Here is a 22,069-nt window from a genome sequence, read left to right as displayed (position 1 = left end):
CGCGATATCGCGGCCCCTTGCACGAAATGGTTAAACGGTGAAGGCGTCCTGCAGCAGTTTTTCCTGCTGTTCGGCATGCATGGAGGCGTAACCGACCGCCGGCGCCGCTGAAGCATCACGACCCGCGTACTGAAGGAACAGTTCCTTCTTGTGTGCGGTGGCCACACGGCGCATGTGATGCTGGCTGCAGTACCAGGCACCCTGGTTCATCGGCTCTTCCTGGCACCAGACGATGTGCTTGAGATTCTGGTAAGGCGCAAGCGCCTCGGCCAGATCCTCTTCCGGGAACGGATACAGCTGCTCGATACGCACGATGGCAATATCTTCGCGGCCTTCGGCACGACGCTTGTCCAGCAGGTCATAGTAGACCTTGCCGCTACACATGATTACACGCTCGACCTTCGCCGGATCGATCGCGTCGACTTCCGGGATAACGGTCTGGAAGGAACCCTGGGTGAGCTCTTCCAGTGTCGAGGTCGCAAGCTTATGACGCAGCAGCGACTTGGGTGTCAGCGCAACCAGCGGCTTGCGCAGCGGGCGAATCGCCTGGCGACGCAGCATGTGGTAGACCTGCGCCGGAGTCGTCGGCACGCAAACCTGGATATTGTGCTCGGCGCACAGCTGCAGGTAACGCTCCAGACGAGCGGACGAGTGTTCCGGGCCCTGCCCCTCATAGCCGTGTGGCAACAGCATGGTCAGGCCACACAGGCGACCCCACTTGTGCTCACCGCTGGTGATGAACTGGTCGATCACTACCTGGGCGCCATTGGCGAAGTCGCCGAACTGCGCTTCCCACACGACAAGCGCATTGGGCATGGTGGTGGCGTAACCGTATTCGAAGGCCAGAACCGCTTCCTCGGAGAGGAACGAGTCGTACAGATCGAAACGCGGCTGACCTTCATAGAGGTGCTGCAGCGGAATGTAGGTACTGCCGTCCTTCTGGTTATGCAGCGCAGCATGGCGGTGCGAGAAGGTGCCGCGGCCGACGTCCTGACCGGAGATTCGTACCGGGTGGCCTTCGAACAGCAGCGTGGCGTACGCCATGACTTCCGCGTAGCCCCAGTTGATGGTGAGCGCGCCCGCACCCATCTTCTGGCGATCTTCAAGAATCTTCGAGACCTGACGCTGCACCACGAAGCCTTCCGGCGTCTGCAGCAGCTTGTTGGACAGATCCTGCAAGGTCTTCAGATCGAAGCTGGTGTCATGACGGGCAGTCCAGGCATGACCCAGATACGGACGCCAGTCAACGAAGAGTTCTTTATTCGGCTCTTTGACCAGGCTCTTGACTACGTGCAGCCCATTGTCGAGCGCCGTACGGTACTCGTCGATCTTGGCCTGAACACGCTCGTCGTCCAACACCTTGGACTGGATCAGCGAATCGGCGTACAGCTCACGAGTGGTGCGCTGCTTGGCGATCTTCTGATACATCAGCGGCTGAGTGCCGCTCGGCTCGTCCGCTTCGTTGTGACCACGACGGCGGTAGCAGATCAGGTCGATGACGATGTCGCGCTTGAACTGCATCCGGTAGTCGACAGCGAGCTGGGTGACGAACAGCACCGCCTCGGGATCGTCTGCGTTCACATGGAAGATCGGCGCCTGGATCATCTTCGCCACATCGGTTGCGTACTCGGTGGAACGAGCATCTTCCTGCTTGTTGGTGGTGAAGCCGACCTGGTTGTTGACCACGATGCGAATGGTGCCACCCGTGCGATAAGCACGGGTCTGCGACATCTGGAAGGTTTCCATCACCACGCCTTGACCGGCGACAGCAGCATCGCCGTGGATGGTTACCGGAAGCACCTTGTCGCCGACCGGATCACAACGGCGATCCTGACGAGCCCGCACCGAACCCTCGACCACCGGGGAAACGATTTCGAGGTGGGACGGGTTGAACGCCATGGCCAGGTGAATTTCGCCACCCGGGGTCATCACGTTGGAGGAGAAGCCCTGGTGATATTTCACGTCACCTGAACTCAGGCCTTCGACCTTCTTGCCTTCGAACTCGTCGAACAGGTCGCGCGGATTCTTGCCGAAGGTGTTGACCAGTACGTTCAGACGGCCACGGTGGGCCATGCCGATGACGATTTCCTTGGTGCCGTAGGAGCCGGAGCGCTGAATGATCTCGTCGAGCAGCGGGATCAGACTCTCGCCACCTTCCAGACCGAAGCGCTTGGTGCCCGGATATTTGGTACCCAGATACTTTTCCAGACCTTCGGCAGCGGTGAGGCGCTCGAGCAGGTGGCTCTTGATCTCCGGCGAGAAGTCCGGGCGGCCACGCACGCTTTCCAGGCGCTGAACGAACCAGCTGCGCTGCTCGGAATCGACGATGTGCATGTACTCGGCGCCGATGGTGCGGCAATAGGTTTCTTGCAGCGCCTGCAGGATTTCGCGCAGAGTGCCTTGTCCGTTGACCATGGCCAGGTCGGCGGTGCGGAACACGGTGTCGAGGTCGGCGTCGGTCAGACCGTAGTTATTGATCGCCAGATCGGCAGGAACGGTGCGCTGTTGCAGGCCAAGCGGATCGAGCTGTGCTGCCTGATGGCCACGCACCCGATAGGCCTGGATCAGGCGCAGGACTTCGATCTGCTTCTTTTCGTGCTCACTGCTGACGCTACCTGCGGACACAGGCTGAGCACGACGCTGGTTCTTGCCCAGCAGGACGAAGTGGTCGCGAATAGTCGAGTGCGATACATCGGCTGAAGCGCTGCCACCGGAGGGCAACTTCTGGAAGTAAGTGCGCCACTCTTCGGGCACAGCGTTGGGATCGTGCAGGTAGAGCTCATAAAGCTCTTCCACATAGGCAGCGTTACCACCGGATAGGTGGGCACTGTCCCACATGCGCTGCATTACGCTTTCTTGCATGTCTGGTCACCTTCGATAAGGAGACACCACCAGCGTGGAAACCGCAGCATGACTTCCCAAGTTCTGAAGCAGCGACTCAGGTAAAGCCACTACGGACCGCGCAGATAGTTCCCGGGCACAAGCCGGGTGCTCCTGCTGGTCATCAAATTTTCAGAGTGGAATCCCGGCTTTGTGAGCTGGGATTCCTACTAAAACTACGGCGCCGAGCTTCAACTTCGGCGCCGCAGGTGTAACGGGTAACGCAATCCGGCCATTCCAGGCTAGCGCATAACCTTTCGCGACCGGGGTGTCATCAGGTGCCGCTCTGCAGCAGCATGTTGCGTATGTGACCGATTGCCTTGGTAGGGTTCAATCCCTTCGGACAAACGTCAACGCAGTTCATGATACCGCGGCAGCGGAACACGCTGAACGGATCGTCCAAACCTGCCAGACGGTTCTCGGTTTCGGTGTCGCGGCTGTCGGCCAGGAAACGATAAGCCTGCAGCGACGCGGCCGGACCGAGAAACTTGTCCGGGTTCCACCAGAAGGACGGGCAGCTGGTCGAGCAGCAAGCGCACAGGATGCACTCGTACAGACCGTCCAGCTTCTCGCGATCTTCCGGACTTTGCAGACGTTCGATAGCCGGTGGCGGCGTATCGTTCATCAGATACGGACGCACTTTCTCGTACTGCTTGTAGAAGATGCTCATATCGACGGCCAAGTCACGAATAACTGGCAGACCGGGCAGCGGACGTACGACCAGCTTGTTGTTCTTGACCACGGCGGACAGCGGCGTGATGCAAGCCAGACCGTTCTTACCGTTGATATTCATCCCATCGGAGCCACACACGCCTTCGCGGCAGGAGCGACGATAGGAGAAACCCTGATCCTGTTCCTTGATCAGAGCCAAGACGTCCAGAACCATCAGATCTTTACCATCGGTATTGACCTGAAAATCCTGCATGAACGGCTTTTCGTCCTGATCGGGGTTGTAGCGATAAACACTCACTTGCAACATATCGTCGACCTCAATAAGTCCGAACCTTGGGCTCGAATGCCGGAACGGTCTTCGGAGCGAAGTTCACGGCACGCTTGGCAACGCGCTTGTCACCCGGGAAGTACAGGGTGTGGCACAGCCAATTCTCGTCATCACGCTCTTCGAAATCTTCGCGAGCATGCGCGCCACGGGATTCCTTGCGGTTCTCCGCGGCAATAGCAGTAGCCTCGGCAACTTCCAGCAGGTTCTGCAGCTCGAGCGCTTCGATGCGCGCGGTGTTGAACGCCTGGCTCTTGTCCGAGATCTTGACATTGGCGATACGCTGACGCAGGTCCACCAGCTGAGCGATACCCTTCTGCATGTACTCGCCGGTACGGAATACACCGAAGTAGTTCTGCATGCAGTTCTGCAGTTCTTTGCGCAGCGGGGCGACGTCTTCACCAGTGGTGCGCTCGTTGAGACCGGCAAGACGGCTCAGGGCGACATCCAGATCGGTTTCGCTGGCACCGCGATGCTCGATACCTTCCTTCAGCGCTTTCTCCAGGTGCAGACCTGCGGCGCGACCGAACACAACCAGATCCAGCAGCGAGTTGCCGCCCAGGCGGTTGGCGCCATGCACCGATACACAAGCCACTTCGCCTACTGCGAACAGGCCATCGATGATGGTGTCATTACCATTGGCGTCTTGAGTGATGGCCTGACCATGAATATTAGTGGCGATACCACCCATCATGTAGTGACACGTCGGCACGACCGGTACCGGAGCGGTCACCGGATCGACATGCGCAAAGGTCTTCGACAGTTCACAGATGCCCGGCAGGCGGCTGTGCAGCACTTCTTCACCGAGGTGATCCAGCTTCAGCATCACGTGGTCACCATCCGGGCCACAGCCATTGCCAGCCAGGATTTCCTTGACCATGGAGCGCGCAACGACGTCACGACCAGCCAGGTCTTTCGCATTAGGAGCATAGCGCTCCATGAAACGCTCGCCGTGCTTGTTGATCAGGTAGCCACCTTCACCACGGCAACCTTCGGTTACCAGCACACCCGCGCCGGCGATACCAGTCGGGTGGAACTGCCACATCTCGATATCTTGAACCGGCACGCCCGCGCGCAGCGCCATGCCCACGCCGTCGCCGGTGTTGATCAGAGCATTGGTGGTCGAAGCATAGATGCGACCAGCACCACCAGTCGCAAGAACAGTGGCCTTCGAACGAATGTAAACGGTTTCACCGGTTTCGATGCAGATGGCGATAACACCAACGACCGCACCATCCTGGTTCTTAACCAGATCGACCGCATACCACTCATTGAGGAATACGGTGTCGTTCTTCAGGTTGCCCTGATAGAGGGTGTGCAGCAGTGCATGACCAGTACGGTCGGCGGCAGCGCAGGTACGAGCAGCCTGCCCGCCCTTGCCGAAATCCTTGGACTGACCACCGAACGGACGCTGATAGATACGACCCTGCTCGGTACGGGAAAACGGCAGGCCCATGTGCTCGAGCTCGAACACAGCTTCCGGGCCGACGGAACACATGTATTCGATAGCGTCCTGGTCACCGATGTAGTCGGAACCCTTGACGGTATCGTACATATGCCAGCGCCAGTCATCATTCGGATCGGCCGAAGCGATGGCGCAGGTGATGCCACCCTGAGCGGAAACGGTGTGCGAACGAGTCGGAAAAACCTTGGTGACCACAGCGGTTTTGTGACCGGACTGGGACAACTGCAGCGCCGCGCGCATACCGGCGCCACCGCCACCAACGATGATGGCGTCAAAAGAAAGCGTACGAATGTTAGCCATGAATCAGATACCCCAAAGAATCTGCACGCCCCAGACGAAGAAGGTGAACATGGCAATGCCACACACCGCCTGGAACAGGAAACGAACGCCGGTAGCCCACTTGCCGATCGCCATGTTGGTCAGGTAGTCAGTGGAAATCGTCCACATACCAACCCACGCGTGCACACTCAGGGCAACCAGCGCCAACAGGCTGAAGATCCGCATCCAGTTGGCCGAAAACAGCTCATGCCACTGTGCATACTCCAAGTCCGGGTTCGCAATCAGGTACCCAAGCAGGAACAGAAAATAAGCCGCAAGAACCACTGCAGAAACGCGCTGTGCCATCCAGTCGTACAGACCCGAGCGCGAAAAGTTGGTGACATTGGTTACCATATCCACACTCCCGCCAGAACGATCAGCACCGCCGACACGGCGATTACGATTTTCGAGCCCAGCTTGCCGCCTTCCAGCGTCTCGCCATGCCCAGTGTCCATGATCAGGTGACGCACACCCGCCACCAGGTGATACAGCAGTGCGGACAGCAACGCCCAGCTCACCAGCTTGGCCAGGGGACTGCTCAGATACGCACGAACATCCTCAAAGCCCTCTGGCGAAGACAACGAGGTATCGAGCGCAAGCAGCAGCAAGGCGACACCGACGAACAGGATGACACCGGATACACGGTGGAGAATCGACGTGTAAGCAGTGATGGGGAGTTTTATTGTCCTAAGATCTAAGTTTACAGGTCGTTGGCTTTTCACGGCTTTTTTTCACACTTGAGAGCCCCAGAGCGCAGGGCAAAGTTGTTGGGAAGAGTACGCAGCAGTACCCGCTACCCACGAGTGACAACCTACAGAATACTGCCTGTAAGGCCCCTGCCGGTCGGTGTCCGAGTATAAACAGTTAGGTCACTAATGACAATGTGGTGAAGTGCCACTAAAGGCTGATAGCAGCCCCTATATAAATACCGTAAACAGTGCACCCAAGCTGTACGCATCCCCCTGCAGAGCCCTCTACGGCATGGGTTCACGCAAATTGACTTTGCGATTTATCACTCTATAGTGATGCGGGCCCTGCGTGGGGGGCCATGATGATTCCAAGCACAAAACAGGAGGCCATACATGGCTGACAAGAAAGCGCAGTTGATCATCGAGGGCGCTGCCCCCGTCGAACTGCCCGTTTTAACCGGTACCGTAGGGCCTGATGTAATAGACGTACGAAGCCTGACCTCCACGGGTCACTTCACCTTCGATCCCGGCTTCATGTCGACCGCCTCTTGCGAGTCCAAGATCACCTACATCGATGGCGACAAGGGCATCCTGCTGCATCGTGGCTACCCAATCGAGCAACTGGCGGAAAAATCCGACTACCTCGAAACCTGCTACCTGCTGCTGAACGGCGAATTGCCGACCACCGAGCAGAAAGCCAAGTTCGTCGACACCATCAAGAACCACACCATCGTTCACGAGCAGCTGAAGTCGTTCCTTCACGGTTTCCGTCGCGACGCTCACCCGATGGCTGTGATGTGCGGCATCGTCGGCGCACTCTCGGCCTTCTACCATGACTCGCTGGACATCAATAACCCCCAGCATCGTGAAATTTCCGCACACCGCCTGGTCGCGAAGATGCCGACCATCGCGGCCATGGTCTACAAGTATTCGATGGGCCAGCCGTTGATGTATCCGCGCAACGACCTGAACTACTCGGAAAACTTCCTGCACATGATGTTCAACACACCGGCCGAGATCAAACCGATCAGCCCGGTGCTGGCCAAGGCAATGGATCGCATCTTCATCCTGCACGCCGACCATGAGCAGAACGCCTCCACCTCTACCGTCCGCCTGGCAGGCTCCACCGGCGCCAACCCGTTCGCTTGTATCGCAGCCGGCATCGCTGCACTGTGGGGGCCGGCACACGGCGGCGCGAACGAAGCCGTGCTGACCATGCTGGACGAGATCGGCGACGTCTCGAATGTCGAGAAATTCCTGGCCAAGGCCAAGGACAAGAACGATCCGTTCAAGCTCATGGGCTTCGGTCACCGCGTCTACAAAAACTTCGATCCGCGCGCCAAGGTGATGAAGCAGACTTGCGACGAAGTGCTCGGCGAGCTGGGTATCAATGACCCACAGCTGGAGCTGGCAATGAAGCTGGAAGAGATCGCACTGAATGATCCCTACTTCGCTGAGCGCAACCTGTACCCGAACGTCGACTTCTACTCCGGCATCATCCTCAAGGCGATCGGTATTCCGACCAGCATGTTCACCGTGATCTTCGCCCTGGCGCGGACGGTTGGCTGGATTTCGCACTGGAAGGAAATGATAGCCTCAGGCCAGAAAATTGGCCGTCCGCGTCAGCTGTACACCGGCCATCCGCAGCGCGACCTGCCACGCTGAGCTTTAGCTGAAACGAAGAAGGCTGCCCAAGAGGCAGCCTTTTTTTTATGTCTAACGCCACGACCTGAATAAACCCTCCGAAACCTCGACCAGGATAGCGCCGTGGCAGCGTCGAGCGTCCAAGACCGCCACTTGGCAATAAACCGTTTTGCTGCGCTACCGGCTCCATGTTGCTGGCCGACCTCGGGACGAAGCTTGTCCCAGGTGAACAACATTCCATTCGCCAACCACAGTTTGCGTAAGATCAGCCAAACCCAACAACGATTACTGAGTGGGTGAAAGTTGTCGAAAATGCGGTCGGTACAGCGCAGCGGAACTACCTACCGTCCAATACGCCACGCCACGACCCAGAGAGCGCCATCAGGCTGCATCGCATCGACTCAGGTTTGCCGCCAAAAAAAACCATGTGCATCTATGACTGCTACCGCCGTCCGGCCGTGCCTACACGCCAATCCCGACATCACGCGGTCGCTTGCTCCAACCACCCGAGCAATCGAATAGCATCCTGACGGCTATCACCACAGACCGAGTGATCCGCCTGGAACGCGGTACAGACAGCAGGCCGCGAGGGCTGGCCAAACAATCCGCATAGATTGCGTTCCGAAAGATGCAAGCAACGCTCACCCGCCGGCTTGCCATAAGGCATGCCTGGAATCGGCGAGCTGATCGAAGGGGCAATACAACAGGCACCGCAACCGGGACGGCAACTCATTTGCAATTGTCCGAAATGAAAAACGGGGCGGCGATAATAATGAGTGTTCGCGCAAAAGGCATTAGCGCCAACGGGCGCCTTTCGGGCACTTGCGAGGCAGGCGACGAATCAATAGGATCCGCCATCGCCCCGGAGTATCGCCCCATGCCCATCTGGCTACAGACCGCTGCCCTGCTCTGCTTTTCGAACCTGTTCATGACCTTCGCCTGGTACGGCCATCTCAAAACGCTTAATGGCAAGCCTTGGGTAATCGCGGCACTGATCAGCTGGGGCATCGCGCTTTTCGAGTACCTGATCATGGTGCCCGCCAACCGCATCGGCTACACCGAGCTATCGATCGGCCAACTGAAGATCATGCAGGAGGTGATCACTCTGATGATCTTCGTGCCGTTTAGCGTGCTGTACATGCAGCAGCCGTTGAAACTCGACTACCTGTGGGCCGGGCTGTGCCTGCTGGGTGCGGTGTATTTCATCTTCCGCTCATGAGCCTGGCCGCCTTAGAGCCCGGAATTAGCAGCCTCATTCGATATGCCAGCGACCTGATGACGCCATCAAGCCGCTTCGGCATACTGGCCGCCCTTTACCGCACCCTTAGAGGTTTCGAATGTTCAAGGTCAACGAGTACTTCGACGGCACCGTCAAATCCATCGCCTTCGACATGGCAGCCGGACCGGCGACGATCGGCGTCATGGCGCCAGGCGACTATGAGTTCGGCACCAACCAGTTGGAAGTCATGCACGTGGTCGCCGGCAGCCTGGACGTGAAATTGCCAGGAAACGAAAGTTACGAAACGTTCGGCGCTGGCACCCAGTTCACCGTGCCGGCGAATAGCAAGTTTCAGCTGAAGGTGGCGGAGGCGACTGCCTACCTGTGCGAGTATCGATAAGCGATTCTGATACGAAGCGAAGGACCATCGTTACGGTGGATGGATGAAGCGTCATCCACCCTACGTCACGACGACACCCGTAGGGTGGGCTTCAGCCCACCAACCTACCCAACAACCTGTTCAGCCATGGCTCCAAAGGCTTAGCTGGAAAACGCTTCCGACCGAGGCGTGCATAATTTCCAATCGCGGATGTCGTTATAACCCCGCCTCACCCTAACGGTTTATAGGCTCGGTTAACGTGCTTCGACTGATTCAACCGAGTCAATTCGCCCGCCAAGCGCTCTCGCTCCCCGCGGCCGACTTGCTGAAGGTCGTCGTACAAACGCGACAGCTCCGCGAGTTGCTCGCGTAAGCCAGCATCAAACGCATCTTCATCGCGCAAGGTGGCTACGAGGGCGCGGCACTCTTCATCCAGCACCGCTATGGCTTCCCAGTCACCTGCCGCCAGTGCATCGCGCAGCCTGTCGGCCAGCGTAGCGAACGCCTGTTTGCGTGACTGCATGAATGCCCTCAAAAAATTAGTCGAATCGTGCGAGAGACGTCGAACTGTCTATGCCCGTCGGGTCAGACAATCTATACCTTCGGTGCGATCTGATCCCAGGCCAGCTTGATCTCGCCCAACAGTTTGCCAACTTCGTTCAGCTTGTCGATATCGTTATGCCGGCTCGCCTCGAACAGGCGCATCGTCATGTATTCGTAGAGTCGGTCGAGGTTCTCTGCCAACTCACCGCCAACACTCTTATCGAGCCCATCGCGCAAGCCACCGACAATATTAATGGCCTTGCCAACAAGCACGCCCTTTTCGGCAAAGGCCTCACGCTCCATGGCACCTTTAGCCTGCGCGATGCGATCTAGACCACCCTGCATCAGCATCTGGATCAAGCGGTGCGGATCAGCTTCGTTGACCTGAACCATAACGCCAACCTGCTGATACTGCTTCATTGCTGTCATTGCATTCATTTGGATAAGCCCCTTGCCACATCAAGTTTGCATGTACAGCTTATCGGTCGAGTTCGCTCAAGCTTGATAGCAGTTGGATAAACCACAGTAATAAAAAAAACCGCCTCGGCGGCGGATTGAAATTAATGGAGAGTTTCACCAGTTTGGAGGACCGGACCATTCTTCGCTGATCATCGGAGTAAGGATTGGCAATTCCGTGCGCCGTTGGCTGCGTTTCCGAGGTATGCGCACCGAGACCAGAACGGTAGGCGTCACGCTTGTAGAAGTTCGCTGTCGGACCAGCGTCAGCCGTTCAGATAGGTTGTGTGGCGCTCCGCTGGTGGGCTGAAGCCCACCCTACAGGTTGAAGCCCACCCTACAGGGGACGTCAAAACGTAGGGTGGGCTTCAGCCCACCACATTGGCCGGCCAAAGCAATTTATCTTTTGGAATTACTCGCCGCCCACGGCAGGTTTTCCAGCGAAGCAATAAGGCTGCTTGACGTGTTGGCCAGCTGCCCAACCAGCAGATCCATCGCGTTGAACTGCTTGTAGAGCCGGTCCTGCAGCGAGGTGATGCGCCGGGTGAGATCTTCTTTCTGCTTGTCGATACCGGAGATGGTCTCCGTCATCTGTTTATTGCGTTGCTCGAGAATACCGCCGGTTTCGCTATAGGGCTTCAGCTTTTCATCCAGCCGTGTCGCCAGGCCTTTCTCGCCAGTAAACAATGCAGGCAGCTCGGTAAAGTTGCTGTCCATTACCTTGCTCAACTTGGCATCGTCGATCTTCAGCGTGCCGTCTTTCTGCGTGGTAATGCCCAGGTCAGCCAGCGCCCGGAGCGCGCCGTCACCCTGCACATTGGTCAATTCGCTGCGAATCGTCCCCAACAACGTTCGCGCCGTAGCATCCCCTACCAACGCGCCGGTAACAGGAGCCTTGCCGTCACCCACGCTTGTAACCTTGGTCTGCGCGTTGATCACGCCGATCAGCTTGTTGTAGCTGTCGACAAAAGACTGGATCTGCTTTTTAACGCCTGCCTTGTCTTCTGCAACACTGATAGTCAGCGGTTCGTTGTCTGGCGTTTTAGCCTTGAGATCGAGCGTAACGCCCTCGATGGCGCCTTCGATCTTGTTGGTCTTGCTGGTCACCACCATGCCATCGACAGTTATCTGGGCACTTTGAGCCATTTGCAGCGCCTTTGGCCCGGGGTTTGCCGCATAGGCAGCCAGCGCATCTTGATACTGCGCCGCGGTCAAGCCGTCCGCTTCGGGTTTCTGGACTAGCGCGCTGGTTTCGAGATCAGTCAAATCGAAACGGCCCGCAGCAGGATCTGACGACGTGGCCTGAACGGTAATATCCTCACCCTTGCCCGTTGCTGTACTGCTCAGCACAAGTCGAGCACCGGTGTCATCCGTAACAATAGTGGCAGACACGCCAAGCTCTACGCCGGCCTTGTTGATCGCATCGCGAATACCGGCCAAGGTGTTGTTGCTTTCGTCGACGTCGATGCTCAGGGACTTGTCCTGCTGGCCTACCTTTACCGTCAGCGTCCCGCTGCCGAAAGTCGCCGGCTGATCCACCGAGTTCTCGAACGACCGCAATGCAACCTTGCTGCTCGTCGCTAAGCTTTTCACCTCGACCTGATAACTGCCCGCGCCCGCCTTGGTACTAGCGGTAATACCAACCAGGTCGGACTTGCTCGACGTAGCCGAACGCGCCTGGAACAGCTCCGGCTTGTTCAATCCGCCCAGCGCCGTCTGAAAATCGCTGATTGCGCTTTTCAACGCACCGATGGCAGTAATCTGGGTGGTGGTTTTCTTTTCGAGGTTGGCCAGCTGTGTTTCCTTGGGCGCGCGCTCGGCAGCGACCATGCTCTTTACGATGCTGTCGATGTCGATGCCTGAACCAATACCTGTTACGCCAGCCATAGCCTTACCTCGTCAAGAAACTGTTAGCCGCAGAGCTCAATACAAAAATCGTACCGTCACGCTTTGGCTTCAAATAACAAACTACGCATTTCATCCAATCGCTCGGTAAGGCGAAGGATTTCCTCCGACGGTATCTGCCGAACAACTTTACCTGACTCGTTATCAATCACCCGAACAACCACGTCGCCCGTAGAATCGTCGACGCTGAAGCTCAGATCGCGCTGGATATCTTGCATCTGCGACCGAAGCTTCTCGACCAGATCAGCGGTGCTTTCCTGCTCTTCGCCTTTTACGGAAGCCGTTACTGGCTGAATCGTATCGGACGCAGAAAACCCAGCCTCTTTGCGGAGGCTGGGTGGCGATCCAGCAGTCATCTGTGTTTGCGGTGCGGTTCCGCCAGTTACTTTTCCGACGTCCATTGATTCACCTCTCATGAATCAATGAGGGTAGAGCGCAGCCCTACCCTCATCATTAACGCCTTCTGCTCGATTACTGCAGCAGACTCAGAACAGCCTGCGGCAGCTGCTTGGCCTGGGCGAGGATCGCGGTGCCAGCCTGTTGCAAAATCTGGTTCTTGCTCAGATTGGCGGTTTCGGCTGCGAAGTCGGTGTCTTCGATACGGCCCCGAGCAGCGGAGACGTTTTCGGAGATGCTCTGCAGGTTGGCGATGGTATTATCGAAGCGGTTCTGCACAGCACCGAGGTCGGCACGCTGAGAGTCGATCGCCTTAATAGCGCCATCGATAATCTGGATAGCATCCTGAGCTTTTAAATCTGTCGAAACGTCAACCGCCTCGACGCTTTTCGTCTCTGCTGCAACAGTAGCGCTTGTCCCAGCATTGGATGCTGTCGCGCCAAATACGGCCGTCACGGTAGCGGCTGTTCCAGATATATCTATAGTCGCATCGCCTGCTACAACTGTTTCGCCTACGACAGCCGTATCTAGTTTCAGCTTTTCCACACTGCCAGTGGTATCCACAGATGCCGTGAGCCCAACAATGCCTTTATTATTAATTCGATCGGCCAATGTTTGAGCCGTATCTCCGGCTGAAACAGAAATTCCCACCGCGTCGTTTTCACCAACTTTAATTTTCAACTCACCAGCTGCAGATCCGGCAATAGCAGCAGCGGCTAAGTCTACGCCGCTCAAAGTGGCTGTTGCGCGGGTCTTCTCAGCGATAGTTCCTTCAAGGGAGCTTGGGTCCATAGCGCCGATAAATACCGATATCGTCTCGTTCGCATTAGAGCCAACCTGGAAATTGCGAGAGCCGAAAGAGCCGTCTAGCAACTTCTGGCCGCCGAAACTCGTAGTATCACTAATACGTTTCAGTTCATCTTTCAGCTGCGAGACTTCCTTTTGCAACGATTCACGATCGTTCCCATCGTTGCTGCCGTTAGCAGATTGCAAAGCCAAATCACGCATCCGCTGCAGAATATTGGTGGACTGTTGCAGCGCACCTTCGGCAGTTTGAGCCAACGAGATTCCGTCATTCGCGTTACGTACAGCCACACCTAAGCCATTAATCTGGCTAGTGAGGCGGTTTGATATTTGCAGACCAGCAGCGTCATCCTTAGCACTGTTGATGCGGCTACCAGTAGATAGACGCTCCATGGAGGTCGCAAGCGCATTGGATGATGACTGCAGATTACGCTGAGTGTTGAGCGACGCAATGTTTGTATTAACTGTAAGAGCCATGATGTGCCTCCAAGGGCGCTAGTTACGTTGGTTGCCTGAGCTTGCGACTCCGGGCCGGCTTTTGCCCAGGCACCCATTGAGTTCGCATTCGATTAGCTTATCGGCGTCGTTTCGGTGAGCTTTAGGAGGCGGTTGAAAATAATTTTGCAAGCCCCGAGAACAACCTGTACGACACCGGCGAATCCGCAAACAAGCGAGCCCGCCTGCAAGGTTTTCGGACGTTGGGTGGAAATCTTTAATGTTTGAATAGAAGGTGGCGAGGTGAGTGACAGGCCAGTGCGGGAGTGTTTGCTTCAGGAGTGGCCTGGAAGCCCTTTTCACCACGAGGGCGCGCCCTCCCACAGGGCTGGAGTCAGCCGCTGCTGTTGTAGAAGGGCTGTCCTCTGCGCGAAGCTTTGCTTTGCTTTGCTTTGCACTGCCTGGAAAGGCCATTTCGCCGCGGGACGCACCTCCCACGAGAAGCGGGCCGTAGCCGCCCGTGACTTGGGCTAGGTGACTCGCCTTCGGTGCGAAGCTGACTAGCTGATCTTTGAGTTAATGCTCAAGTTCAGCAAGCCGTTCCAGAAAGGCATCCTCGTCGTTAACCGCCAAGCCCAGCTCATTAGCCTTTGCCAGCTTCGATCCAGCTCCTGGTCCAGCTACCACTACGCTCGTCTTGGCTGAAACGGAACCCGAAACCTTGGCGCCTAACGCCTCCAGCCTCGCTTTGGCCTCATCGCGGCTCATGCTTTCCAGCGTGCCGGTGAGTACCCAGGTCTGGCCTGCCAAGGGAAGCCCTTCCGCCGTTTTCCGTTCGCTTTGCCAGTGCATGCCGAACTCGTGCAGCTGGGCCTCGATGGCACGGGCGCGCTCGGCGTTGGCCGGGTCGTCGAAATAGTCGCGTAATGCACGAGCGGCCTTTTCGTTGAGGCGCTCGACCTGACGCAGATCCAGCCAGTCAGCTTCGATAATGCCTTCAAGACTGGCGAAACGGTCGGCGAGGCGTTGGGCACCGGTGGTGGCGATGAAGGGAATGTTCAGCTTGTCGAGCAGCTCGGCCAAGGTTGCGCAGGCGGCAAACTCAGGATGAACGTCACCTTCCTCCTGCAGCTGCACGCCACGCTCGCGCAGCTGCTTGATGACGAGCTGGTTATGGTCATCTTCGAAAAAGCTATGGATTTCGTGCGCGACCTCCAATCCGATATCAGGCAGGTAAACCAGCACGTCTGGCAAAGCCCGGCTAATGCGATCGAGTGAACCTAGCGCACGCGCGAGCAGCTTCGCAGTGCCCTCGCCGACGTCTGGTATACCCAGCGCATAGATGAAGCGCGCCAACGACGGTCTGCGGCTGGCGTCGATGGATTTGAGCAGGTTGCGGCTCGATACTTCGGCGAAGCCTTCCAGCGCCAGTACCTGTTCAAAGCTCAGTGAGTAGAGATCGGCCGGCGAGCTGACCAATCCGGTATCGACCAGTTGCTCGACGATCTTGTCGCCGAGGCCGTCGATGTCCATGGCCCTGCGGGAGACGAAATGGATGATCGCCTGCTTGAGCTGCGCCTGACAGGCCAGGCGGCCGACGCAACGATAGATGGAGCCTTCGCTGACCGACTCCCTCCCCTTGCTGCGCTTGATCAATTGGGTGCGTTCAACATCCGAGCCACAGACCGGGCAATGCTCAGGCACTTGGACGTGGCGTGCGTTCTCGGGGCGACGCTCAGGGATGACGCCAAGAATCTGCGGAATAACGTCGCCGGCGCGGCGAACAATAACCGTATCGCCGATCATCACGCCCAGCCGCGCGACCTCATCCATGTTATGCAGCGTGGCGTTCGAAACCGTCACGCCGGCGACCTGCACGGGCTTCAGCCGCGCGACCGGCGTAATGGCGCCGGTGCGCCCCACCTGAAACTCCACGTCCAGCAGCTCGGTCACTTCTTCGCGAGCCGGAAACTTGTGCGCGATGGCCCATCGCGGTTCCCGCGCACGGAAGCCCAGCTCGCGCTGCTGCGCGGTGGAATTGACCTTGAACACGACGCCGTCGATTTCGTAAGGCAGCGCGTCGCGCTTTTCGCCAATCGCGTGATAGTAGTCGCGGCACTCCTGCACGCCCTTCGCCAGCTTGAGCTCGCGACTGATAGGCAGGCCCCACGTTTTAAGCGCTTCGAGGATGCCGATGTGAGTGCCCGGTAGATCACCGTCACTGCGACCGACGCCGTAGGCACAGAGCTCCAGCGGACGGCTGGCGGTTATCTTCGAATCCAACTGACGCAGGCTTCCAGCAGCGGCGTTGCGAGGATTGGCGAAGGGTTTGCCGCCGCTTTCCAGCTGTCGCGCGTTGAGCGCTTCGAAGCCGGCCTTCGGCATGTAGATCTCGCCGCGCACCTCGAGTACCGCAGGCCAGCCACTGCCATGCAGCTTCAATGGAATGTTGCGTACGGTGCGCACGTTGGCGCTGATGTCCTCACCCGTGCTGCCATCGCCCCGGGTGGCGCCGCGCACCAGATGACCGTTCTCATAAAGCAGGCTGACCGCCAGACCATCCAGTTTGGGTTCGCAGCTGTACTCGACCACAGCGCCATCGCCGAACAGGTCGCCCGCCGGCAGATCCAGCCCTTCGCGCACGCGGCGGTCGAAATCGAGCAGATCCTGCTCATCGAAGGCGTTGCCCAGGCTCAGCATCGGTACTTCGTGGCGCACCTGACCGAACGCCGCCAGCGCCGCGCCACCGACCCGCTGGGTTGGCGACTCGGGTGTCACCAGCTCCGGGTGCTCCGCCTCGAGCGCCTTGAGCTCATTGAACAGACGGTCGTACTCGGCGTCGGGAACGCTGGGTTCGTCGAGCACGTAGTAGCGGTAGTTGTGGGCGTCAATTTCGCTGCGCAGTTCGGCGATGCGCTCGGCGGCGGTTTGGGCGGAAGGCATAGGGACGGAGCCGTGACTGGGGCTGTGCTGATTCAGACCGCATCAGCGCGCCTTGGTTGATAGTGAGGCGTCGGATTCTAGCCGAATGCGCAATCGAAGGCAGGTTCGCGGCTTTGGCTAGTCGGAGGCTGGAAGCGCAGCGGGACGGCCTCAGCCATCCCGAATCAAACTGCTCACTGATGGACAGAGGCGGAGCGCGCCCGTCAATGGAATGGCTGCACTGGAGACATGAGCATGAGACGGCGCGAGCAAGCCACGTCTGCTAACACACAACACCGGGCGCAAGGCCCGGTGCAAATATCACTCAACGCTGCTTGATGGTCATCTGCCGGCGTTCGAACTCGACGATGCGCTGGCGGTAGTGCTCGATGGTCTGGGCGGTGAGAACGCTGCGCTGGTCATCCTTCAACTCGCCGTTGAGCTCCTGGGACAGCTTGCGCGCCGCAGCAACCATGACATCGAAGGCCTGCTTCGGATGGCGTGGGCCGGGCAGACCGAGGAAGAAGCTCACGGCCGGCGTGGTGAAGTGATCGATGTCGTCCAGATCGAAAGTACCAGGCTTGACGGCATTGGCCATGGAGAACAGCACCTCGCCATTGCCGGCCATGCTTTCGTGGCGATGGAAGATGTCCATTTCGCCGAAGCGCAGGCCACTCTCGAGAATGTTCTGCAGCAGCGCCGGACCACGGAAACCGTGAGGATCACGGCAAATGACGTTGATAACGAGTACTTCCTCGACGGGCGCCAGTTCCTTCTGCGGCTGGTCTTTCCCTTCCTCGTCATCACCAACAACCGGATCGAGCAGCGTCGGTACAGGCTCGTCGCTGTTGAGCTGGAGGTCGCCCTGAAAGGGTTCGTTCTGCCGGCGCTTCTTGCCGGACTCGCGCGCGCTCACCGTCGGCATGTCGCCCTCATCCAGAGAAGGCTCTTGATCGCGATTAACCACACGCGCCGGGCCTAGAAGCTCCGGAGAATCGTCGGCATCGGGAAGGTTGGAGAGGCTGCGGTCCAGCTTGAATTTCAGCTTGCCCTTGCCACCGCGCATGCGACGCCAGCCGTCGAACAGAATGCCGGCAATGACAATGATGCCGATGACGATCAGCCACTCGCGCAGACCGATATCCATTAATGCTTTAACCTCTGAATTCGATGATAAAGACGCAACGAACAGTCACTTGGGACTGCTTCAAGCGCATCGCAAAAATTGTGCTCTAAGCTAGCACGACGAACGGTAACTTTGCACCGTGCGGTAGTTCTCTTTTTATAGCGTTCCTTGTATCAAAAATGCTCAAACACGCGGCTTAATCCTAGGCTTCGACGAGTGCAACGGCCTGCTCGACGTCGACCGTCACCAGGCGTGAGCAGCCCGGCTCATGCATGGTCACACCCATCAGCTGATCGGCCATTTCCATGGCGATCTTGTTGTGGGTGATGTAGATGAATTGCACTTTCTCCGACATCTCCTTCACCAAGCGCGCGTATCGACCGACGTTCGCATCATCCAGCGGTGCGTCAACTTCATCGAGCATGCAGAACGGCGCGGGATTGAGCTGGAAGATGGCAAAAACCAGCGCCAGCGCCGTCAACGCCTTTTCGCCACCGGAAAGCAGGTGAATGGTGCTGTTCTTCTTTCCGGGCGGGCGCGCCATGATCGCCACCCCGGTATCGAGTAAATCTTCTCCGGTAAGTTCCAGATAGGCATTGCCGCCGCCGAACACTTTCGGGAAAAGCGCCTGTAGGCCACCGTTGATCTGATCGAAGGTCTCTTTGAAGCGGTTGCGAGTTTCCCGGTCGATCTTGCTGATGACGTTTTCCAGCGTATCCAGCGCCTCGACCAGATCATCGTTCTGCGCATCGAGGTAACGTTTGCGTTCCGATTGCTGCTGGTACTCATCGATCGCCGCGAGGTTGATCGGGCCCAGGCGCTGAATGCGCTGGCCAAGGCGCTCCAGCTCCGCCTCCCAACGCGGCTCGTCTGCATCGGCAGGGAGCGTGCCAAGCACGCCATGCAGATCGTAGCCGTCCTCCTGCAGCTGATCCTGCAAAGCCTTGCGGCGGACGCTCAGCCCTTGCCAATCCAGCCTTTGCTGCTCCAGCTGCCCACGTAGCAGCTGCGCTTGCTGCTCGGCCTGAGTGCGGCGTTTTTCGGCATCACGCAGCTCGCGGTCGGCGTCTTCCAAGGCCAGTCGCGCATGCTTGAGTTCGTCTTCGACACCCATGCGCCGCTCCAGCAGCTCTTCGAGCTTCATGCGCAGTTCTTCCAGCGGTGCCTCGCCCTCCTCCAGGTTCAGCGTCAGCTGCTCGCGGCGCTCGATGGCACGTTCGAACTGTTGCTCCAATCGCTCCAGCGCCTGCCGGGTGGACTCGTACTGCGCCTTGAGTGAACCGACCCGCAACGCCAGCTGATGCGCCTGGTCCTTGTGCTGACGGGCATCTTGGCGAATGCGATCGAGCCGCTCGCGAATGCCGTCGCGACTGGCCAGCAATGTCTCGCGCTGCTCGGTGTCATGGGCCATCGCATCCAGCGCGTCCTGTAGTTGCAGACGCGCCTCGCCAAGCTGTTCGGTCTCGATCTCGCGCTGTTCGTTCTGCTCGGAAAGCTCTTCATCCAGACGCTGGCGGCGCAGCGACAACTGCTCGAGGCGCGCTTGCCCGGCAGATAGCTGCGCCTTGAGATCGCTATGGCTGCGAGCTTCCTCCTGCTGCCGACGACGCTGCTGCTCGCGCTCGTCTTCGAGACGGGCCTGATCGCTACGCAACTCAGCGATGCGCTCTTCAACTGCCGCCAGGGCGGTTTCACGCTCTTCGCGCTCTGCCTGTAACCGCTCCAGTTCCTGCCCGCGGGCGAGCACACCAGATTCGGCCTCGCTGGCGCGCCGCACCCGCAGAAAATGCCGACCGACCCAGTAGCCGTCGCGGCTTACCAGACTTTCGCCGTCGTTGAGACCCGAGCGCGCGGCCAGCGCCTGCTCCAGCGAATCGACCGGACGCACGTTGCCCAGCCAGGGCGACAAATCCAGAGCGGACTCGACCAGATCGAGCAAGCTACCAGCGCGGCGCGCACCGCCATTTGCAGGACTGACCAGCCGCAGGTCGCCCTGTTCGAAGCCCTCGAACTCGATCGCCGCAAAATCATCCAGCAGCACGGCATGCAGATCGGCGCCCAACACGGTTTCCACCGCCACTTCCCAACCGGGCTCGACACGCAGCCCTTCGGCGAGGCGCGGGCGCTTTTCCAACCCTTGCTCACGCAGCCACTCGCCGACGCCTTTGCCGGGGTCCATCGCCGCCTGCTGCAGCGCCTCCAGCGAGGCGATGCGGCCATTCAGACGCTGCAGATCACCCTGCGCCTGCTGCTGCGTCTGGGTCGCCTGCTGCAACGCTTCACGCAATTGCTCCAGGCGTTCATTGAGCGCATCGCCAGCCGCGGCGAGCGCTTCGAGATCGAGCTCACTGGCGGCAAGCTGCTCGCCCAGCTCGAGAATCGCCACATCTTCAGGATCGGTAACCAGCAGCGCACGTTCGTCATCCAGCCGACGTTGACGTTCGGCCAACCGTTCCAGACTCTGCTCCAGCTGCTGGATGCGCGACTGCTGGACCTCAGCCACGCGGCGTGGCTCAGCGCTGAGCTGATTGAAGCGTTCCCATTGTTCCTGCCAGCTCTGCATGGCCGACTCCGCCTCTTCCAGCTGGACGGCAGATTCCTCCGCGGCGGCGCCGGAGAGTTCCTGCTCAGGCTCGAGCATCGCCAATTCCTCGCCGAGCGTGGCCAGCAGCGTGCGGTCGTGACCGAGGTGTGATTCGGTCTCCAGACGCGCCTGCTCCGCCTCGCGCAGATCGTCCTGCAACTGACGCAGGCGCTGCTGGCCGTGCTGGATGCTTTGCTCGACCCGGGCGATATCGCCGCCAACCGAATAGAAGCGACCCTGCACCTGGTTGAAGCGCTCGGACAGCTCGTGGTGGCCGTCACGCAGGCGTTCGATGCTCGCATCGGCGTTGCGCTGCTCGGCGACCAGCGCTTCGAAGGCGACTTCCTGATCGCCGATGACCTGCTCGCGCTGGCCGACCTGCTCGTTCAAGGCCTGCCAGCGCAGTGCCGACAGCTGCGCCTTGAGCTGACGCTCTTCGGCCTTGTATTCCTGATACTTCTCCGCCGACTGCGCCTGACGGTGCAGACGTTCGAGCTGGCGTTCCAGCTCTTCGCGCAGGTCGGTCAGGCGAGCCAGGTTCTCGTGCGTCCGACGAATACGGTTCTCGGTTTCGCGCCGGCGCTCCTTGTACTTGGAGATGCCGGCCGCTTCCTCGATGAAGTTGCGAAGGTCCTCGGGCTTGGCCTCGATCAGTTTGGAGATCATGCCCTGCTCGATGATCGAGTAACTGCGCGGCCCCAGCCCGGTGCCGAGGAAGATATCGGTGATATCGCGGCGCCGGCACTTCACGCCGTTGAGAAAGTAGGTGTTCTGCGAGTCGCGGGTGACGCGGCGGCGGATGGAAATTTCGGCGAAGGCTGCGTACTCACCGGTCAGCGTGCCGTCGGAGTTATCGAAGATTAGCTCGATGCTCGCCTGGGTTACCGGCTTGCGCGTGTTCGAGCCATTGAAGATGACGTCCGTCATCGACTCGCCACGCAGGTTCTTAGCCGAGCTTTCGCCCATTACCCAGCGCACGGCGTCGATGATGTTGGATTTGCCGCAGCCGTTCGGCCCGACCACCGCCGCCATGTTGCTCGGAAAGCTGACCGTGGTGGGATCGACGAAGGATTTGAAGCCGGCGAGTTTGATGCTTTTCAGTCGCATGCGGCCTATCCGTGGCAGTCAGCGTGGGAACGAACAAGCGGGGTCGCCGTGAACATCGGAAATCCTGGCATCGAATGGGTACTGGCAAGAAGCCAGGGAGTTTATCACGCAGCCTGGCTCCGCTCGCAGCGTGGCCGCGCACAGAACGGTGTGGCAGGTAAGGCATCGGAACTGCAAGCGGCGCTCGGGCTGGAAAGACG

General features: G+C 58.7%; 17 protein-coding genes. 3 read left to right on the top strand and 14 right to left on the bottom strand.

Annotated features, from left to right (window positions below; genetic code table 11):
- Positions 1 to 30 precede the first annotated feature (30 nt).
- The 5 genes from BM275_RS05270 to sdhC all read right to left on the bottom strand — a co-directional run bounded on the left by BM275_RS05270 (position 31) and on the right by sdhC (position 6,382).
- Positions 31 to 2,862: a 2-oxoglutarate dehydrogenase E1 component gene (locus BM275_RS05270; RefSeq protein WP_014820477.1), complete on the bottom strand. Its 2,832-nt coding sequence runs from the start codon at positions 2,860 to 2,862 to the stop codon at positions 31 to 33.
- A gap of 292 nt (positions 2,863 to 3,154) precedes the next feature.
- Entirely contained in the window at positions 3,155 to 3,859 is a 705-nt protein-coding gene (locus tag BM275_RS05265; protein ID WP_003302396.1) for a succinate dehydrogenase iron-sulfur subunit, read from the bottom strand.
- Between the two features lie 10 nt (positions 3,860 to 3,869).
- On the bottom strand, positions 3,870 to 5,642 hold the full coding sequence (sdhA, locus tag BM275_RS05260; RefSeq protein ID WP_014820478.1) for a succinate dehydrogenase flavoprotein subunit: 1,773 nt from the start codon (positions 5,640 to 5,642) through the stop codon (positions 3,870 to 3,872).
- Between the two features lie 3 nt (positions 5,643 to 5,645).
- Complete coding sequence (gene sdhD, locus BM275_RS05255; RefSeq protein WP_014820479.1) at positions 5,646 to 6,014, bottom strand: succinate dehydrogenase, hydrophobic membrane anchor protein; 369 nt, start codon at positions 6,012 to 6,014, stop codon at positions 5,646 to 5,648.
- Positions 6,008 to 6,382, bottom strand: coding sequence for a succinate dehydrogenase, cytochrome b556 subunit (gene sdhC / locus BM275_RS05250; protein WP_014820480.1), 375 nt, complete (start codon positions 6,380 to 6,382; stop codon positions 6,008 to 6,010). Before sdhC ends, sdhD begins: the two co-directional genes overlap by 7 nt.
- Before the next feature lie 360 nt (positions 6,383 to 6,742).
- Here sdhC and gltA point away from each other — a divergent pair, with 360 nt between their 5' ends.
- A complete protein-coding gene (gene gltA / locus BM275_RS05245; protein WP_090519742.1) occupies positions 6,743 to 8,014 on the top strand; it encodes a citrate synthase in 1,272 nt (423 codons plus the stop codon).
- 460 nt (positions 8,015 to 8,474) lie between these two features.
- Here gltA and BM275_RS22395 read toward each other — a convergent pair whose 3' ends face one another.
- Entirely contained in the window at positions 8,475 to 8,726 is a 252-nt protein-coding gene (locus BM275_RS22395; RefSeq protein ID WP_090519741.1) for a YkgJ family cysteine cluster protein, read from the bottom strand.
- A gap of 144 nt (positions 8,727 to 8,870) precedes the next feature.
- Here BM275_RS22395 and BM275_RS05235 point away from each other — a divergent pair, with 144 nt between their 5' ends.
- Positions 8,871 to 9,212 (top strand): DMT family protein, encoded by a 342-nt coding sequence (locus BM275_RS05235; RefSeq protein WP_090519739.1) that lies wholly within the window; start codon positions 8,871 to 8,873, stop codon positions 9,210 to 9,212.
- Positions 9,213 to 9,330: 118 nt separating this feature from the next.
- Positions 9,331 to 9,612: a pyrimidine/purine nucleoside phosphorylase gene (ppnP, locus tag BM275_RS05230; protein ID WP_090519737.1), complete on the top strand. Its 282-nt coding sequence runs from the start codon at positions 9,331 to 9,333 to the stop codon at positions 9,610 to 9,612.
- Between the two features lie 208 nt (positions 9,613 to 9,820).
- Here the strand turns inward: ppnP and BM275_RS05225 are convergent, their stop codons facing one another.
- From BM275_RS05225 to smc, 8 genes are all read right to left on the bottom strand, one after another.
- Entirely contained in the window at positions 9,821 to 10,114 is a 294-nt protein-coding gene (locus tag BM275_RS05225) for a flagellar protein FliT (protein ID WP_090519735.1), read from the bottom strand.
- A 71-nt stretch (positions 10,115 to 10,185) separates the two neighbouring features.
- Positions 10,186 to 10,572, bottom strand: a complete 387-nt coding sequence (gene fliS / locus BM275_RS05220) for a flagellar export chaperone FliS (RefSeq protein WP_090519732.1) — start codon at positions 10,570 to 10,572, stop codon at positions 10,186 to 10,188.
- Positions 10,573 to 10,989: 417 nt separating this feature from the next.
- Complete coding sequence (fliD, locus tag BM275_RS05215) at positions 10,990 to 12,477, bottom strand: flagellar filament capping protein FliD (protein ID WP_090519729.1); 1,488 nt, start codon at positions 12,475 to 12,477, stop codon at positions 10,990 to 10,992.
- A 56-nt stretch (positions 12,478 to 12,533) separates the two neighbouring features.
- Positions 12,534 to 12,896, bottom strand: a complete 363-nt coding sequence (locus BM275_RS05210; RefSeq protein ID WP_208607444.1) for a flagellar protein FlaG — start codon at positions 12,894 to 12,896, stop codon at positions 12,534 to 12,536.
- Between the two features lie 70 nt (positions 12,897 to 12,966).
- Positions 12,967 to 14,172: a flagellin gene (locus tag BM275_RS05205; protein ID WP_090519726.1), complete on the bottom strand. Its 1,206-nt coding sequence runs from the start codon at positions 14,170 to 14,172 to the stop codon at positions 12,967 to 12,969.
- A 534-nt stretch (positions 14,173 to 14,706) separates the two neighbouring features.
- Positions 14,707 to 17,073, bottom strand: coding sequence for an NAD-dependent DNA ligase LigA (gene ligA / locus BM275_RS05200; RefSeq protein WP_090519723.1), 2,367 nt, complete (start codon positions 17,071 to 17,073; stop codon positions 14,707 to 14,709).
- 304 nt (positions 17,074 to 17,377) lie between these two features.
- Positions 17,378 to 18,199: a cell division protein ZipA gene (zipA, locus tag BM275_RS05195; RefSeq protein ID WP_044315813.1), complete on the bottom strand. Its 822-nt coding sequence runs from the start codon at positions 18,197 to 18,199 to the stop codon at positions 17,378 to 17,380.
- Between the two features lie 181 nt (positions 18,200 to 18,380).
- Positions 18,381 to 21,869 carry a chromosome segregation protein SMC gene (smc, locus tag BM275_RS05190; RefSeq protein ID WP_090519720.1) on the bottom strand — a complete coding sequence of 1,163 codons (3,489 nt, stop codon included), beginning with the start codon at positions 21,867 to 21,869 and terminating at the stop codon, positions 18,381 to 18,383.
- Between the last annotated feature and the right edge of the window lie 200 nt (positions 21,870 to 22,069).

The sequence above is a fragment of the Stutzerimonas kunmingensis genome (genome assembly GCF_900114065.1).
Lineage (GTDB): Bacteria > Pseudomonadota > Gammaproteobacteria > Pseudomonadales > Pseudomonadaceae > Stutzerimonas > Stutzerimonas kunmingensis.
Note: the sequence above shows the minus strand (reverse complement) of the source record. Positions and strands in the feature narration are given on the sequence as shown.